Genomic DNA, 16,339 nt, shown 5'->3' with positions numbered 1-16,339 from the left:
CGAGAACGATTGTCATGCGGTTTATCGGCAAAGCGAGAGATAACTTGAGAAATACCCGCCAAGAGAGCTCAGCGGGCATTTGGGAGGGGGATTAGCTGCGGTTTTCTTTAGGATGGCCAACTTTGGAGAAGATGTTAAACACCTCGCCCAAGCCATAAATCAAGCCTAAAATAATGGCCATCACTACCGGCACCATTACCACGGCAAACAACAGACTTTTCAATAATTCTAACATCGTAGCCTCACTTGACTGCTTTAAACCGCTGCGTAGGTTTCACTGTAAACCAAAACGCAGGCGAAAACGCGGTTATTTTACCGACTGCGGGAAATTTGTAACCGGCTAAACGTGCTCAGTTGGCGCTTTGCGGCAAATCGGCGACAATAGCCTGACTTACTGCCTTATAAGGACCCATCATGCAGGCCGAGATCCTCCTTACCTTAAAGCTGCAGCAGAAACTGTTCGCTGACCCACGCCGCATCGCGCTGCTCAAGCAAGTGGTGCATACCGGCTCGATCAGCCAGGGAGCCAAGCTGGCGGGGATCAGCTACAAAAGCGCCTGGGATGCCATCAATGAGATGAATCAACTGGCCGAGCAAACGGTGGTCGAACGCGCTACCGGCGGCAAAGGCGGCGGCGGTGCGCAGGTGACCCGTTATGGCCTGCGGCTGATCCAACTTTACGATCTGCTGGGCCAAATCCAGCAGAAGGCCTTTGACGTGTTACAGCAGGACAATTTGCCGTTGGACAGCCTGTTGGCCGCCATCGCCCGTTTCTCGTTGCAAACCAGCGCCCGCAACCAGTTTTTCGGCACCGTGATTGAACGCGACCACCAGCAGGTCCAACAGCATATCAGCCTGCTGCTGGCCGACGGCCACACCCGCCTGACCGCTGCCGTCACTCAGCAAAGCGCCGACCGGCTACAGTTGACGCCAGGCAAAGAGGTGTTGGCCCTGATTAAAGCGCCTTGGGTGAAACTCAGTACCGATCCGGCGTCGAACGGCCTGGCCGATAACGCGTTGGCAGGTTCCGTTGCCAGCATTCAGCCTGGCAGCGATCACAGTGAGGTTCTGGTGACGCTCAACGGCGGAGAAACGCTGTGCGCCACCGTCAGCAACCAGGAACTGGCGCAGTTGAAACTGAGCGTCGGCACGCCGATACACGCCTTGTTCAACGCCGATCGGGTGATTGTCGCGACGTTGTGTTAAACGCAACGTCACGTTGCAGTATTGCCGATTGACATCTTTTCCGCTTGCGCCTATTTCTAAAGCGAAACATTGCAGAATAGGGATTAGAAGATGTCGTCGTTGCACATTTCGCAAGGTTCATTTCGTTTAAGCGATACCCGCACGCTGGAGCTGGATCGGCTTGATATTCAGTCCGGCGATAGCTGGGCGTTCGTCGGGGCTAACGGCAGTGGGAAATCTGCGCTAGCCCGGGCGCTGGCCGGTGAGCTGACGTTGCTGAAAGGCGAACACCACAGTGATTTTCGCCACGTAGTACGGATCTCCTTTGAGCAGTTGCAAAAGCTGGTCAGCGATGAATGGCAGCGCAACAATACCGATCTGCTCAGCGCGGACGAAGACGATACCGGCCGCACCACGGCGGAAATCATTCAGGAAGATCTCAACGATCCCGCTCGCTGCGCGCAGTTGGCCGAGCAGTTTGGCATCACGCCCCTGCTTACGCGCCGTTTCAAATATCTCTCTACCGGTGAGACCCGCAAAACCCTGCTATGTCGCGCCCTGATGGCCCAACCCGATTTATTGATCCTCGATGAGCCGTTCGACGGGCTGGACGTCAATTCGCGCGCCCAGCTCGCCACCCTGCTTGGCGAACTATCACAGCAGGGCTATACCGTGGTCCTGGTGCTCAACCGGTTTGATGAAATCCCAGGCTTCATTGAGCAGGTCGGCGTGCTGGCCGATTGCACCCTCACCAGCCAGGGGCCACGGCAACAGGTGATGGCCGATGCGCTGGTCGCCCAACTGGCACACAGTGAAAACCTCAACGGCCTGGCGCTGCCAGAAACCGAAGATCCTACCCAGGTCATCAGGTTGCCAGACGATCGGCCACTGATCGTTCTGCATGATGGCGTAGTAAGCTACAACGATCGCCCCATCCTCAACCAACTCAGTTGGCAGGTTAACCCCGGTGAACACTGGCAGATCGTCGGCCCGAACGGAGCAGGGAAATCCACCCTGCTCAGCCTGATCACCGGCGATCATCCGCAAGGCTACAGCAACGATCTGACGCTGTTTGGCCGCCGACGCGGCAGCGGGGAAACCATCTGGGATATCAAACGCCATATCGGCTACGTCAGCAGTAGCCTGCATCTGGACTACCGGGTCAGCTCCAGCGTGCGTAACGTGATCCTGTCCGGCTTCTTTGATTCGATCGGCATTTATCAGGCGGTTTCCGATCGCCAGCATCAGCTGACCTCACAATGGCTGGCGCTGCTCGGGCTTGGCGCTATGGGCGATACCCCCTTCCATAGCCTGTCCTGGGGCCAGCAACGCCTGGCGCTGATCGCCCGGGCGTTAGTCAAACATCCGGCGCTGTTGATCCTCGATGAGCCACTGCAAGGCCTGGATCCGCTAAACCGCCAGTTGGTAAGGCGCTTCGTGGATGTGCTGATCCAGCAGGGCTCGACGCAGTTGCTGTTTGTTTCACACCACGCAGAAGATGCGCCGCAATGCATCACCCACCGTTTCTCCTTCATTCCTGAAGGCGATGGTTACCGCTATCAGCAAGACGTTCTGGCTTAACATACTCGGGATGAGTGCTACAGCGCTCATCCTGGGGACATATCCGGCAACACTTCCTCCACAACGCATCACATTTGGCCTTTTATCATTAAAGGGTACAGAGACGTTTTTGGAGAAGGTATGTCCGCCGCGCTGATTATTATTGACCTGATTGAAGATCTGGCTGGCCCTAAAGGGCGGGCGAATCACTGCCGCGAGCAACTCGTGACGCGGGATGTGATCGCGCACGTCAATACTGCTGCGGCCTACGCGCGGGTGCGTAAAATCCCGGTGATTTGGTTGCGCACCGGTTTTGCCGACAATTACCACGATATTCCCCGACACTCGCCGCTGTTCAATCATCTCAAACATATCGGTGCGCTGCGCTTAAGCAACGGGGGATGTCATTGGCTGGCCGGTCTGGAGGTAAAAACCGAGGATTTGTGCCTGGAAAAGAAAGGGCTTAGCGCCTTTGCCGGTAACAATTTGTTAGCCTGGTTACAGCAGCACCGCTGCCATCACCTGTTGTTGGGCGGTATCAGCACCCCGCTAGCCATAGAGAGCACCGCCCGGCAGGCGCACGATGCGGGCTTACAGGTAACGGTGCTACAAGATCTGTGCGCCGCCCCAACGGAAGAGATCCACCAGCAAAGCCTGGAGACCTTGCAGAACCTTGGGGAGGTTATGCGTTCACAAGCCTGGATGAAGGGTTAAAACCGTTTGCGCACGATTAACTACTGTCCCGACCTTTAAATTCACCCTGTTGTGCTACTATCCCAATTAGTGCTCGTTTAACCAGACATTAACACGCCGGATTTCCGGCATTGAGCGCCGTGTATCTATTTAAAGGGATAGCTATTATGTGGGGCGTACTTTCGGCTTCGTTGTTTTTTTTGCCATTTAACCGGCTGATTGCCTCGGTAGTATTGGCTGCGGCCGCCGCAATGGGGGTTTACCATCATATCCTGATGCCCGTCGGGCTGGGTTATCTGGCGGTTATCGCCATTGCCATCTGGCTTCATCAGCACTATCGCCAACAGCGCAGCATCGCGCTAGCGCTGGAAGTGTTTTTAGTCGCCTGCTCAATCGCACTGTTTTATCACCTGATACCGGGCTTCAATAACCAATTGATGGTCGATCAGGACAAAGTGGGCCCGATGAGCTCGCTGTATTCCATGTATTACAACTTCGATAAGGCACTGGTGCCCTTTCTGCTGTTAGCCTGCCTACCAACGCTGTTTAACGCTGGCAAGCCTGACAAGCAAGTCGGCGTCAGCGCCTGGCTGATCCTGGTGCTCTGCATCCCTGCGGTGCTGCTGTTGGCGGTGGCGCTCGGTGGGTTGAAAGTTGAGCTGCACCTGCCCTCCTGGATCCTGGCTTTCATCATGGCCAACCTGTTTTTTGTTTCGATGGCCGAAGAAGCGCTGTTCCGTGGCTATTTGCAGCAGCGTCTGCGCCAGTGGCTGGGAGCCTATCCGGCACTGATTATCACCGCTCTGCTGTTTGGTGCCGCCCACTTTGCCGGTGGCATGTTGATGGTGGCATTTGCCACGCTGGCGGGGGTGATTTATGGCCTGGCCTGGATGTGGAGCGGCCGCCTGTGGGTGCCCATTCTCTTCCACTTTGGGCTAAATCTGGTCCATTTGCTGTTCTTTACCTACCCGGCTTACCAATATTAGTCCCTCTCAAGGCCGGTAGACTTCTCTGCCGGCCTGCGTTGTGTAATCGCTACCACTTAACCCACCCTGTTGCCTTCCCTACCTCAACCGTATTAAAGCCTCAATCGATGTAAGCGATTCCATTTTTCGCGCTAGATCACCTTTTTCTCACCGCGAGCATGCTATCTTCTAGCCATTATTTTCCAAAATGCACTCGGCTAAGTCGGTCACGCAGCAAGTGAAAGCGATTACAATTAGCCCCGTTGCGAGATAAAGGAAGCGCAATGCCTGATTTCAATCCTATCGATCATCCACATCGCCGTTTTAATCCTCTTACCGGGCAATGGGTGCTGGTCTCCCCGCACCGAGCAAAACGCCCGTGGCAGGGCCAGCAGGAATCCCCCGCTCAGGAAACACTGCCAGCCCACGATCCCGACTGCTTCCTTTGCCCTGGCAACACGCGCGTGACCGGTGATAAAAACCCTGACTATCCGGGCACCTACGTGTTCACCAATGATTTTGCCGCCCTGATGCAAGATACCCCGCAGGCGCCAGAAAGTGACGATCCACTAATGCGTTGCCAAAGCGCCCGTGGCACCAGCCGGGTGATCTGCTTTTCCCCCGATCACAGTAAAACGCTACCGCAGCTGACGCTACCCGCGCTGGAACAGGTGATCGCCGCCTGGCAGGAACAGACCGCCGATCTGGGGCGCAGCTACCCCTGGGTGCAGGTGTTTGAAAATAAAGGGGCCGCGATGGGCTGTTCCAATCCTCACCCACACGGACAGGTATGGGCCAACAGCTTCCTTCCGAATGAAGCCGAACGAGAAGATCGCCTGCAACAGGAGTATTTCAGCCAGCATCAGTCCCCCATGCTGGTGGACTATGTTCAGCGCGAGCAGGCAGACGGCAGCCGTACGGTGGTGGAAACCGAGCACTGGCTGGCGGTTGTCCCTTACTGGGCTGCCTGGCCGTTTGAAACGCTGCTGCTGCCAAAAGCGCCGGTACAACGACTGACCGAGCTTAGTGCAGCACAAAGCCTCGATCTGGCCATCGCGCTGAAGAAACTCACCAGCCGCTATGACAACCTGTTCCAATGCTCTTTCCCTTATTCCATGGGCTGGCACGGCGCCCCCTTCAACCAGGCCGATAACCGCCACTGGCAACTGCATGCCCACTTCTACCCGCCGTTACTGCGCAGCGCCACGGTACGCAAATTTATGGTGGGTTATGAAATGCTGGCGGAAACCCAACGCGACCTGACCGCAGAACAAGCCGCTGAACGCCTGCGTGCGGTCAGTGATATCCATTACCGCGAAGCCGGAGTGAAATAATGAGTCTGAAGCAACTTACCCAAACCCTGTTTACCGAACACTTTGGCTACGCACCCACCCTGACGATCCAGGCGCCGGGCCGAGTCAATCTGATCGGCGAGCACACCGATTACAACGACGGCTTCGTCCTGCCCTGCGCCATTGATTATCAAACCGTGATCAGCGGGGCTCCACGTAACGATCGCCAGATCCGCGTATTGGCCGCCGATTACGACAACCAGCAGGATCAGTTTTCGCTGGATGAGCCGATCGTCAGCCACGCCAATCTGCGCTGGGCCGATTATGTACGCGGCGTGGTGAAACATTTGCAGACCCGCGATGCCAATTTTGGCGGTGCCGATCTGGTGATCAGCGGCAACGTCCCGCAGGGCGCTGGGCTTAGCTCTTCAGCCTCACTGGAAGTGGCTGTCGGACAGGTGTTGCAGGCACTTTATCAACTGCCGCTGGACGGCGTAGCACTGGCGTTGAATGGCCAGGAAGCGGAAAACCAGTTTGTCGGCTGCAACTGCGGCATTATGGATCAGCTGATTTCTGCGTTGGGCAAGAAAGATCACGCCCTGCTGATTGACTGCCGAACTCTGGAAACGCGTGCGGTGCCGATGCCAGCCGATGTCGCGGTGGTGATTATCAACTCCAACGTTAAGCGCGGCCTGGTCGACAGCGAATACAACACCCGCCGGCAACAGTGCGAAGCAGCGGCTCGCTTCTTCGGCGTCAAGGCGCTGCGCGACGTCAGCCCGGATCTGTTTTTCCCGATCCTGCATGAGTTGGATCCGATCGTGGCCAAACGGGCACGCCATGTGATCACCGAAAACGATCGTACCTTGGCCGCTGCCGATGCCTTGGCCGCTGGCAACCTGAAGCTGATGGGCAAACTGATGGCGGAATCGCACGCGTCGATGCGTGATGACTTTGCCATCACCGTGCCCCCTATCGATACGCTGGTCGAGATTGTTAAAGAGGTCATTGGCGAACGTGGCGGTGTGCGCATGACCGGAGGGGGCTTCGGGGGTTGCATCGTGGCCCTGATGCCGCAGGATCTGGTAGAGTCAGTACGTACGGCGGTAGCTCGCGAATATCCACTGCGGACCAACGGCCTGCAAGAAACTTTCTACGTCTGCAAAGCTTCACAAGGATCCGGTCTATGCTGAGTGATAACTCCGCCGTTGCCCCAGACGGCCAGCCCTTTATTCTCACCACCCTGAAAAATGCCGCAGGAATGACGGTCACGTTTATGGATTGGGGCGCAACCTGGCTTTCCGCCGTGCTGCCCTTGAAATCAGGGGAACAACGTGAGCTGCTGCTGGGGTGCCAAACTCCGCAAGACTATCTGCACCAAGGGGCCTATCTGGGGGCCACGGTCGGGCGCTATGCCAACCGTATTGCACATGCCAGCCTGAACATCGCTGGCAAGCCACACCCGCTGATCGCCAATCAAGGGGAGCATCAACTGCACGGCGGGCCAAACGGCTTCCACGCTCGCCGCTGGCAGATTGTGAAGCAGGATGAGCAGCAGGTGATTTATCAGCTCCATTCGCCAGATGGCGACCAGGGCTTCCCTGGCAACCTCTCCGTGACGCTGACTTATCGACTAACCGCCGATCACCGGCTGGAAATTGAGTATCAGGCACAGACCGATCGCGCCTGCCCGGTCAATCTGACCAACCATGCTTATTTCAATCTGGATGGTGCAGGCCACGACGCCCGACAACAGCGCTTGCAGCTGTTCGCCGACCGTTATCTGCCCGTGGATGGCGATGGCATTCCCAGTGCCGATCTGACGGCCGTTGCCGGTACCGGGATGGATTTCCGCCAGCCGAAAACCCTGCAGCAAGATTTATTGCGCGACCGCGATCAGCAACGGGTGAAGGGTTACGACCATGCTTACCTGTTGCACGATACCTGCCACGGGTTGGCAAGCCCGGCGGCTCACCTGTGGTCTGCCGATGGCAAGGTCGCGATGACGGTGTTCACCACCGCGCCAGCACTCCAGCTTTACAGCGGTAATTATCTGGGTGGCACACCGGCACGCGACGGCGGTAGTTACCAAAATTATGCAGGCGTGGCGCTGGAAAGCGAGTTCCTGCCGGACAGCCCGAACCACCCCGAATGGCCACAGCCGGATTGTTGGCTACAACCTGGTCAGCGTTATCAGAGCGCAACGCACTATCAGCTTATTCCTATCTGAGCCGCCACGCCCCTTGTCATGCGGTAAGGGGCGTGATTGTTATAATTGCTTACATTGCACCCCCAGGCCGTTACCTTTCCTTATTGCCAACCCCGCACTAGAATCAGGCTACCGTGGTATGCACAAGCCCGTGAGTGATATCACAATTTTCGGCCAGTTGGCCGTTCAATAGCTGAAGGAACACCTAATGCGTCTGATCACTGCACTTCCATTACTGGCAGGTTTGCTGCTGAGCACCAACCTGATGGCTGCCGACACCGCAGCAAAAACGCCTTCTCCGGCGCAGGCTGCCCAGCAAAAACGCATGACCGATTGTAATCAACAGGCTACCACCCAATCGCTGAAAGGTTCTGACCGTACCACCTTCATGAGCACCTGCCTGAAGGCCGAAGGCCACCATACCGAGAAGGCCCTGACGCCGCAGCAGCAGAAGATGAAAGACTGTAATGCCGACGCTGCTAAAAAGAGCCTGAAGGGTGACGAACGCAAAACCTTTATGAGTGGCTGCCTGAAAAAAACCGCCTGATCGCATTAACGCAGTGGCGCGGGTGAATAGCTCTCATTCGCGCCCTGTTACCAGCCTGAACGATTCAGCTCTTTCCTTCGCGCCCCTCTTACCTTGCAGCCAAAAATTGGCTATGGTTAACACTATGCCCAATGGCAGTAAGGGTTAGATAATGTCGCACGTCGTACGAAACCCTCGACTTTTAGTGGATATATTCACGGGTATATCGATTGCCGAGTGAGTAGCAGCAGAATATAATGATATTCGTTATCATTAAACCTTCAGATTATTAAGGAGTTAAGCTATGGCTGTAACTAAGCTGGTTCTGGTGCGCCACGGCGAAAGCCAGTGGAACAACGAAAACCGCTTCACCGGTTGGTATGATGTCGATCTGTCCGACAAAGGCCGTACCGAAGCAAAAGCAGCGGGCAAGCTGTTGAAAGACGAAGGGTTCTCTTTCGATTTCGCTTACACCTCCGTACTGAAGCGTGCTATCCACACTCTGTGGAACATTCTGGACGAATTGGACCAGGCTTGGCTGCCTACCGAAAAGTCCTGGAAGCTGAACGAACGCCACTATGGCGCGTTGCAGGGTCTGAACAAGGCTGAAACCGCAGAAAAATACGGTGACGAGCAGGTCAAGCAATGGCGTCGCGGCTTCGCAGTCACACCACCAGAGCTGACCAAAGAAGATGAGCGCTACCCTGGCCACGATCCGCGTTATTCAGCGCTGAGCGATAAAGAGTTGCCGCTGACCGAAAGCCTGGCGTTGACCATCGATCGCGTTATCCCTTACTGGGACGAAGAGATCCTGCCACGCATCAAGAGCGGCGAACGCGTGATCGTCGCGGCTCACGGTAACTCCCTGCGTGCGCTGGTGAAATATCTGGATAACCTGAGCGAAGACGAGATCCTCGAGCTGAATATCCCAACCGGCGTGCCGTTGGTGTATGAGTTTGATGAGAACTTCAAACCAATCAAACGTTACTACCTGGGTAATGCCGATGAGATCGCAGCCAAAGCTGCAGCCGTCGCCAACCAGGGTAAAGCGAAGTAAGTTTTCGCCCCTGAAAAGCAACAAGCCCCCGGTGTTGAGCCGGGGGCTTTTTTATTGCTCTTTGATCCTGGCCGCTTCGATAGCCTGCAAACGCGCCTGCATCTCTGGATGGGTGCTTAACCATTCCGGCACTTCTACTGCCACGGTTGACGTGCTTGCCGCCTGTTGCAATGCGCGGTAAAGATCTTCCATCGCCAATAACGAACGCCCCTGGCGCTGCATTTCTGCGATTGCCCAGTCGTCTGCCTCACTCTCCACACTGCGGGAGAACTGCATTTCATGCACAAATGAGGCTGATTGCAGCAAGGTATCGCCGATGCCGCTGACATCACCTGTCATCCACATAAACGTCAGTGCCACCAGGGATGAACGCACCACCATACGCATAGGATGACGGTACGCATGATGTCCCATTTCATGGAGCATCACCGCTGCCAGGCCGTCGTCATTGGTTGCCAACTTGGCCAGATCGTCGGTGATCACCAAAGTCCCATCAGGTAACATGAACGCATTGGCAACCTCTGGCACCGCCAGCAATTTCAACGTGAGCGGAGTGCGCTCTTGCCGCATCTGCTCCGGCATCACCTGTAAGAACAGCTTCTGTATCGCTTGCTGTTTCTCAGCGGGCAATTGCGATGGCTTGAAGCCACTGGTTTGCAGGAAATCGAGCGTATGCTTACCCAGCTTCTGTTCGGCCACAGTAGGAATACGCATGGCGATTTCACTGCTCGCCCAAGGAAGAACCAGGAAAACATAGGCCAGGGTCAACAAAACGGTTAGCAACAGCGTCAGCAACACGCCACGCTTATATCGCTCTAAGCGGTGCACCAGCCCCGGTGAACGACGTTGATAAAACCACTGGCGGAATGACGCATCATCGGCAGGCACAAACCGGCCTCCGTCTGGGAAGGTCAGGGTCAGCGGAATGCGGCCCAATGACTCGGAAACGGTAATTTGCGCTAAAGAAAAATAGCGATGTTCGCCATCATATTGCAGTGTTACTCCATCGCCCATATCGTTTAACAGCAGCCGGGCCGCCTGTTGGGCGGCCCGGCCAGGGCACTGATAGTGGCCTTCAAGGATCATCAGTCTTTACTCAAAAACTGGTGCCCAAATCGAGCGCCTGTACGGCTTCTTCTGCGATAGCGGTATTCGCCGTATCGTGATGAGCCTGTACCGACAACAGCGACAGATCGCCTTCAACCTGAGTGGACTCAGCAATATAGCGAGCATGACGGACGTGGGCCACCGGAGCTGCAAGGCCCAATGAGAAGACGGTGATCAGGCTGTTGGTGATCAACAGTCCCATATACGGCAGAGTCTGCATGGAAGAACGCAGTTTAACTTCACCTTGCAAGGTGGTTTGGTTAAACACGTAGTTACGCTGAGCGACAACCATATAACTGCTGGAAACCATCACACCTAACAACAGCACCAACATCATCAAGAACAGGCTACCAATATTACTTGCCATCTGGGCTTGTAACATTGCATCGGACATACCGCCAAACAGCGCCATTTGGAATAAGCTGACAAGGAACGAGCCAACCAATACCAAGGCGATGACCAGGAATGGCAAGAAGATCAGCAGGCTGAACAGTGCAATCTTAATAAACTCTGCTTTCTTGAATTGGGCTACAAATGGTGAAGTGCCAAAACGCAGGTTGTTCACATACAGATCATGTTGCAGGGTGGCCAGGATACCATTGATAGCGGCCAGCATCGGCACAAACAGGATGACCGTGATAGCTGCCAGCACAACGATCGCAGTCGGGCTGCCCAGACTGCTGCCAATCACCCCCAATACGATCATAACCGCATACAGACCAATCACTAGCAGTATCGGGCAGAACAGTAATACCCAGTAAGCGCGCCCGGTCTGGCATAAGTAATTGAAGCGAACACCACGATAGCTAGACATAATAGCGTTATAACGCCAGCTACGGATTATAATCCAAGGGATCAACGCCAGGAGTGCCAGCATGGCAATCATGCCAAGCAACGGGTTGATAAATAGAAGAATATAGAACAGGATCACAGCGCCGATCACCAGCAGACGGCCCTTGAGGATTTGCATTGGCTGCGCGTGATAATCAAAGCGGTCGCCATTCAGTTCGGTATTGCCATAAAAATAACGACGGCGACGCACCGTTGCCCAGGCTGAGTATATTCCCAACGTAATAGCCGTCAGTAATATGTTAACCAGCCAGATTGCGAAATACTCCCCACCCGTACCACGAAAATAAATTTGATGCCGAGAACTATTGTTTTCCATCAGCTATTCATCCTGAAATTAAAGTCATTCACCATAATGCCCTTATTTTTATATTGGGTATTTTGGTTGTAAAAAACGCATCATCATAATCATACCGCGCGGTAAGAGCAAATTGTGTCTGACTAGTAACAGTTGCGCAAGATGAAAACCGCGGCGGGCCAAAATAAGATGTTTCCTGGAAATAAAAAGTATGGCCGGTAACACCAACTTATTATCATCACAAAAGGCACAGCAGAACGAGGAAAGCTCTACGAAATTAGTATAATGTCAGATTTTATTCTGGTGTTATTGTTTCAAGAGTAAATTCTTAAAATCACCCTAGGCTTGGCCCCGTAGCAATGCAACAGGGCCACAAACGCGGATAGCTTATCGGCTACGGCGTGCCTTCACCGCTGCGGCCAAATCGCGCAGTACGGTTTCGGTATCTTCCCAACCAATACAGGCATCGGTCACGCTTTTGCCGTAAACCAGCGGCTCGCCGCTTTCCAGGTTTTGATTTCCTTCCACCAGGTGGCTTTCGATCATCACCCCGATAATGGCTTTTTCACCACCACGCAACTGCTGGCAAACGTCCGCATTCACCTCCAACTGTTTTTTAAACTGCTTACTGCTGTTGGCGTGGCTGAAGTCGATCATCACGTTTGCAGGCAAGCCCGCTTTGACCAGCCCCTCTTTCACTTCTTTCACATGGGCCGCGCTGTAGTTTGGCTCTTTGCCGCCACGCAGAATAATGTGGCAATCGCCATTGCCGCTGGTGTTAACAATCGCGGAATGACCCCATTTGGTGACGGACAGGAAACAATGCGGTGCGCCAGCGGCATTAATAGCATCGATCGCCACCTTGATGGTGCCGTCGGTACCGTTTTTGAAACCCACCGGGCAAGACAGGCCAGAGGCCAGTTCACGGTGCACCTGGGATTCTGTGGTGCGTGCGCCGATCGCTCCCCAGCTCATCAAATCTGCCAGGTATTGCGGAGTGATCATATCCAGGAACTCGCCCGCAGCAGGCAACCCGCCGTCATTGATATCCAGCAGCAACTTACGCGCCAGGCGCAGGCCTTCGTTAATCTGGAAGCTGTTATCCATCTGCGGATCGTTGATCAGCCCTTTCCAGCCAACGGTGGTACGTGGTTTTTCAAAATAGACCCGCATCACCACTTCCAGCTCACCGTTGAGCTCCTGGCGCAGGGTCATCAGGCGTGCGGCATACTCTTTCGCCGCTTTGGTATCGTGAATGGAACAAGGCCCAATCACCACCAACAGGCGATCGTCATTGCCACGCAGGATGTTATGGATCGATTGGCGAGCCTGTGACACCGTCTCTGCTGCCTGAGCCGAAGCCGGAAACTTTTCCAACAGAGCCACCGGCGGCAGGAGTTCCTTGATTTCTTTAATACGTAAGTCGTCGTTTTGGTAATTCATCACTTTTCCATTCGGTATCGGGTGTATCGCACAGCGCGTAGAGTAGATTTTACCAATCTAGCCTGTGAGGCTGGCGCTGTAAATCACCTTTAGATCCCATAATCACCATCGGCAAATATTCAGCTCTCTACCAAGGCCGCCTATAATGAGCTAAGTAACGGCCAAACTTAGACTTTGGCACCTGACAAATTTTGCAAAAGGATAAGTAATGTCTGGAGCTTCCCATGTCCATCAGCCTAAAGACGGCAACAGTAAGCGCCTACTAGCCGCATTTTTAGTCACCACCCTTTTCATGGTTGTCGAGACCGTGGGCGGGTTACTTTCTGGCTCACTGGCGCTGCTGGCAGACGCCGGGCATATGCTGACGGATTCCGCAGCCCTGCTCGTCGCGCTGATGGCGGTGCACTTCTCACAGCGAAAACCCAACGCCCGCCATACTTTTGGCTATCTGCGTCTGACCACATTGGCCGCTTTTATCAATGCTGCCGCATTACTGCTGATCGTCGTATTCATCCTGTGGGAGGCCGTACGGCGTTTCTTCGAACCACAGCCAGTGATGGGTACCCCAATGCTGGTGATCGCCATAGCGGGTCTGCTGGCTAACCTGTTCGCCTTCTGGTTGCTGCACCGTGGCAATGAAGAGAAAAATATCAACGTGCGTGCCGCCGCACTACATGTTCTTGGCGACCTGCTCGGCTCAGTCGGTGCGATCGCAGCAGCCATCATCATTCTCACTACCGGCTGGACCCCCATCGATCCGATACTCTCGGTCCTGGTTTCCTGCCTGGTATTACGCAGCGCCTGGCGCCTGCTGAAAGAAAGTTTCCATGAACTGCTGGAGGGAACACCGCAGGAGGTAGATATCAATAAGCTGCAAAAGGATCTGTGCCTGAATATTCCGGAAGTGCGTAACATCCATCACGTGCATGTCTGGCAGATTGGTGAACAAAAGCTGATGACGCTACACGCCCAGGTGATCCCACCCCACGATCATGACGGACTGTTACGGCGCATCCAGGCTTATTTGCTGGAGCATTACCAGATTGGCCATGCGACGATCCAGATGGAGTACCAGCATTGTGATACCCCTGACTGCGGCATTGCGAGTGACCACTCACACTCCAGTCATCTGGGGCATCATCATTAACATCCAGGGGCGCTTGTTGCGCCCCTGGGGTACTAAGGTGCTGAAGAAAGCGGCTGGGAGTGATTCTTCGCGGCACTGCGTATCCATAGCCAAGAGCCATTGAGAGCAATCAGCGTCAAGATGACGTATTCCAGCGCCATGGCATAGACGCCCTGGTAAGCAAAGATCGCCACGCTGATCACATCAATCACTACCCATAGCAGCCAGTTTTCAACGTATTTGCGCGTCATCAGGATCATGGCGACGATAGACAGCACCATCATGGCGGAATCCCAGAACGGGAAAGCGTCCGGTTGCAGTTCTGGCATCTGTACGTTAAGACCCAGCCCCTGCATGACCGCCACCGCAATCTGTGTCAGGTAGGCAAATACCCGGTCGATATTAAACGTCATCAACGCAATACCAACCACGCACACCGCCCCCCATGCCAATGCTTTAGGCAGCGGTAACCAACGGATCTGCAATTCGGCCTGATTATCCTGCGTCTGGCGGCTCCAGGCATACCAGCCATAAATATTGGCCACGAAGAAAAACAGTTGTAGCAACAGGCTGGCGTAGAGTTGGATCTGAAAGAAGATCACCGCAAACAGCGTGACGTTGATCAGGCCAAACAGATAGTTGATGATTTTCTCTTTACTGGCATACCAGATACAGAGTAAACCAAACAACGTGCCGATGGCCTCAATCCACGACAGATCATAACCCCCTGCACCAATCGGAATGTGGACCAGAATGTTGCCGGTGCTGAAAAAGCTCATGTGTCTTCCTTATAAAAACGTCAGCCTGGATTCAGGCATTGCCTTTAACCTGCATTTTCAACTGCGCTGCAAAATCCAGCATGCGGTTGAGCGGAATAAGCGCCTGGTCACGCAATGCGCCATCAACAAAAATCTCATGCTGTGAACCCCCTTGTTCCAGCCCTTCGGCAATAGCCTTCAGACCGTTCATTGCCATCCACGGGCAGTGGGCACAGCTGCGACAGGTGGCCCCCTCACCGGCAGTAGGGGCTTCAAACAGTTCTTTATCCGGACAAGCTTGCTGCATCTTGTAGAAGATACCGCGATCGGTGGCCACGATCAGTTGCCGGTTGGGCAAGGTTACCGCGGCCTGGATCAGTTGGCTGGTCGAACCGACGGCATCAGCAAGATCGACGATCGCCTGAGGTGACTCTGGATGCACCAATATCGCGGCCTCCGGGTATAGGGCTTTCATACGTATCAGCGCCTGGGTTTTAAACTCGTCATGGACGATGCAGGCCCCTTGCCAGCACAGCACGTCTGCGCCAGTCTGTTTCTGCACATAGTTGCCCAGATGGCGATCCGGTGCCCAGATGATTTTCTCCCCCAGGCTATCGAGATGTTCAATCAGCTCAACGGCAATGCTGGAAGTGACCACCCAATCGGCACGCGCTTTGACGGCTGCTGAGGTATTGGCGTAAACCACCACTGTCCGATCAGGATGGCTGTCGCAGAATGCGGCAAACTCCGCTTCGGGACAACCGAGGTCCAGAGAGCACTCGGCATGCAACGTTGGCATCAACACCTGTTTTTCTGGGCTAAGGATTTTGGCCGTTTCCCCCATAAAACGCACGCCAGCAACCAGCAATGTCGACGCAGGATGTTGGCTACCGAAACGTGCCATCTCCAGTGAATCGGCGACGCAGCCACCCGTCTCTTCGGCCAGCGCCTGGATTTCGGGATCGGTATAGTAATGAGCCACCAGGACCGCATCACGCTGCTTGAGCAAGGTTTTGATCTTCTGTCGATAAAAAGTCTTCTCTGCGACGTCTAGCGGCACCGGTTTCGGCGGGAATGGGTATATCGCCGCATTGACATCAAACATTTCACTCATCGCTGTTATCTCTATGCTAGGCTGTGGGTCTGCTTTTAGGCCGTATCCTGCCGCTTGCTCAACCACCTCGTTTTATATACTAAACAAAATACCTAATTTTTAGCTAAAAGTCGCTGAACATTTCTTGATATGGGCAGATTTGTTTAATGGGCTGAAA

The 16,339-nt window shown here is 54.5% G+C and carries 16 protein-coding genes; 10 read left to right on the top strand and 6 right to left on the bottom strand.

From position 1 onward, the window contains the following. Nucleotides 1-91: 91 nt before the first annotated feature. A complete protein-coding gene (locus tag ACKWMY_RS01750) occupies nt 92-235 on the bottom strand; it encodes an AcrZ family multidrug efflux pump-associated protein (RefSeq protein ID WP_021180335.1) in 144 nt (47 codons plus the stop codon). Between the two features lie 179 nt (nt 236-414). Between ACKWMY_RS01750 and modE the strand changes: the two genes are divergently transcribed. From modE to gpmA, 9 genes are all read left to right on the top strand, one after another. Continuing rightward, nucleotides 415-1,206 (top strand): molybdenum-dependent transcriptional regulator, encoded by a 792-nt coding sequence (modE, locus tag ACKWMY_RS01745; RefSeq protein WP_024530538.1) that lies wholly within the window; start codon nt 415-417, stop codon nt 1,204-1,206. 90 nt (nt 1,207-1,296) lie between these two features. Continuing rightward, the gene (modF, locus tag ACKWMY_RS01740; RefSeq protein WP_409485794.1) at nt 1,297-2,766 is read left to right on the top strand and encodes a molybdate ABC transporter ATP-binding protein ModF; all 1,470 of its coding nucleotides are present in this window, start codon (nt 1,297-1,299) and stop codon (nt 2,764-2,766) included. 120 nt (nt 2,767-2,886) lie between these two features. Continuing rightward, on the top strand, nt 2,887-3,459 hold the full coding sequence (locus ACKWMY_RS01735) for a cysteine hydrolase family protein (RefSeq protein ID WP_024530536.1): 573 nt from the start codon (nt 2,887-2,889) through the stop codon (nt 3,457-3,459). 146 nt (nt 3,460-3,605) lie between these two features. Continuing rightward, nucleotides 3,606-4,424, top strand: coding sequence for a CPBP family intramembrane glutamic endopeptidase (locus tag ACKWMY_RS01730; RefSeq protein WP_024530535.1), 819 nt, complete (start codon nt 3,606-3,608; stop codon nt 4,422-4,424). A gap of 263 nt (nt 4,425-4,687) precedes the next feature. Then, nucleotides 4,688-5,737 carry a galactose-1-phosphate uridylyltransferase gene (gene galT, locus ACKWMY_RS01725; RefSeq protein ID WP_024530534.1) on the top strand — a complete coding sequence of 350 codons (1,050 nt, stop codon included), beginning with the start codon at nt 4,688-4,690 and terminating at the stop codon, nt 5,735-5,737. Then, nucleotides 5,734-6,888 carry a galactokinase gene (galK, locus tag ACKWMY_RS01720; protein WP_211136724.1) on the top strand — a complete coding sequence of 385 codons (1,155 nt, stop codon included), beginning with the start codon at nt 5,734-5,736 and terminating at the stop codon, nt 6,886-6,888. The genes galT and galK overlap by 4 nt, the downstream gene beginning before the upstream one ends. Next, nucleotides 6,882-7,925 carry a galactose-1-epimerase gene (galM, locus tag ACKWMY_RS01715; RefSeq protein WP_074027951.1) on the top strand — a complete coding sequence of 348 codons (1,044 nt, stop codon included), beginning with the start codon at nt 6,882-6,884 and terminating at the stop codon, nt 7,923-7,925. The genes galK and galM overlap by 7 nt, the downstream gene beginning before the upstream one ends. 187 nt (nt 7,926-8,112) lie before the next feature. Next, complete coding sequence (locus ACKWMY_RS01710) at nt 8,113-8,451, top strand: PsiF family protein (RefSeq protein WP_024530531.1); 339 nt, start codon at nt 8,113-8,115, stop codon at nt 8,449-8,451. A gap of 283 nt (nt 8,452-8,734) precedes the next feature. Next, complete coding sequence (gpmA, locus tag ACKWMY_RS01705) at nt 8,735-9,487, top strand: 2,3-diphosphoglycerate-dependent phosphoglycerate mutase (protein ID WP_024483132.1); 753 nt, start codon at nt 8,735-8,737, stop codon at nt 9,485-9,487. Nucleotides 9,488-9,538: 51 nt separating this feature from the next. Here the strand turns inward: gpmA and ACKWMY_RS01700 are convergent, their stop codons facing one another. From ACKWMY_RS01700 to aroG, 3 genes are all read right to left on the bottom strand, one after another. Further along, complete coding sequence (locus tag ACKWMY_RS01700) at nt 9,539-10,573, bottom strand: M48 family metallopeptidase (RefSeq protein ID WP_308871171.1); 1,035 nt, start codon at nt 10,571-10,573, stop codon at nt 9,539-9,541. Between the two features lie 10 nt (nt 10,574-10,583). After that, nucleotides 10,584-11,762 carry a YjgN family protein gene (locus ACKWMY_RS01695; protein WP_037435425.1) on the bottom strand — a complete coding sequence of 393 codons (1,179 nt, stop codon included), beginning with the start codon at nt 11,760-11,762 and terminating at the stop codon, nt 10,584-10,586. Nucleotides 11,763-12,128: 366 nt separating this feature from the next. Next, complete coding sequence (gene aroG / locus ACKWMY_RS01690) at nt 12,129-13,184, bottom strand: 3-deoxy-7-phosphoheptulonate synthase AroG (RefSeq protein WP_024530528.1); 1,056 nt, start codon at nt 13,182-13,184, stop codon at nt 12,129-12,131. 208 nt (nt 13,185-13,392) lie between these two features. On the opposite strand from aroG, the gene zitB reads away from it, so the two are divergent. Beyond that, nucleotides 13,393-14,331: a CDF family zinc transporter ZitB gene (zitB, locus tag ACKWMY_RS01685; RefSeq protein ID WP_409485793.1), complete on the top strand. Its 939-nt coding sequence runs from the start codon at nt 13,393-13,395 to the stop codon at nt 14,329-14,331. 32 nt (nt 14,332-14,363) lie between these two features. Here zitB and pnuC read toward each other — a convergent pair whose 3' ends face one another. Both pnuC and nadA read right to left on the bottom strand, forming a co-directional pair. Beyond that, nucleotides 14,364-15,089, bottom strand: a complete 726-nt coding sequence (gene pnuC / locus ACKWMY_RS01680; protein WP_024530526.1) for a nicotinamide riboside transporter PnuC — start codon at nt 15,087-15,089, stop codon at nt 14,364-14,366. A 31-nt stretch (nt 15,090-15,120) separates the two neighbouring features. Then, nucleotides 15,121-16,182: a quinolinate synthase NadA gene (gene nadA, locus ACKWMY_RS01675; RefSeq protein WP_409485792.1), complete on the bottom strand. Its 1,062-nt coding sequence runs from the start codon at nt 16,180-16,182 to the stop codon at nt 15,121-15,123. Nucleotides 16,183-16,339 lie beyond the last annotated feature (157 nt).

It is taken from the genome of Serratia sp. J2 (assembly GCF_046269175.1).
Taxonomy (GTDB): Bacteria; Pseudomonadota; Gammaproteobacteria; order Enterobacterales; family Enterobacteriaceae; genus Chania; species Chania fonticola_C.
This window is presented reverse-complemented; position numbering and strand designations above follow the sequence as displayed.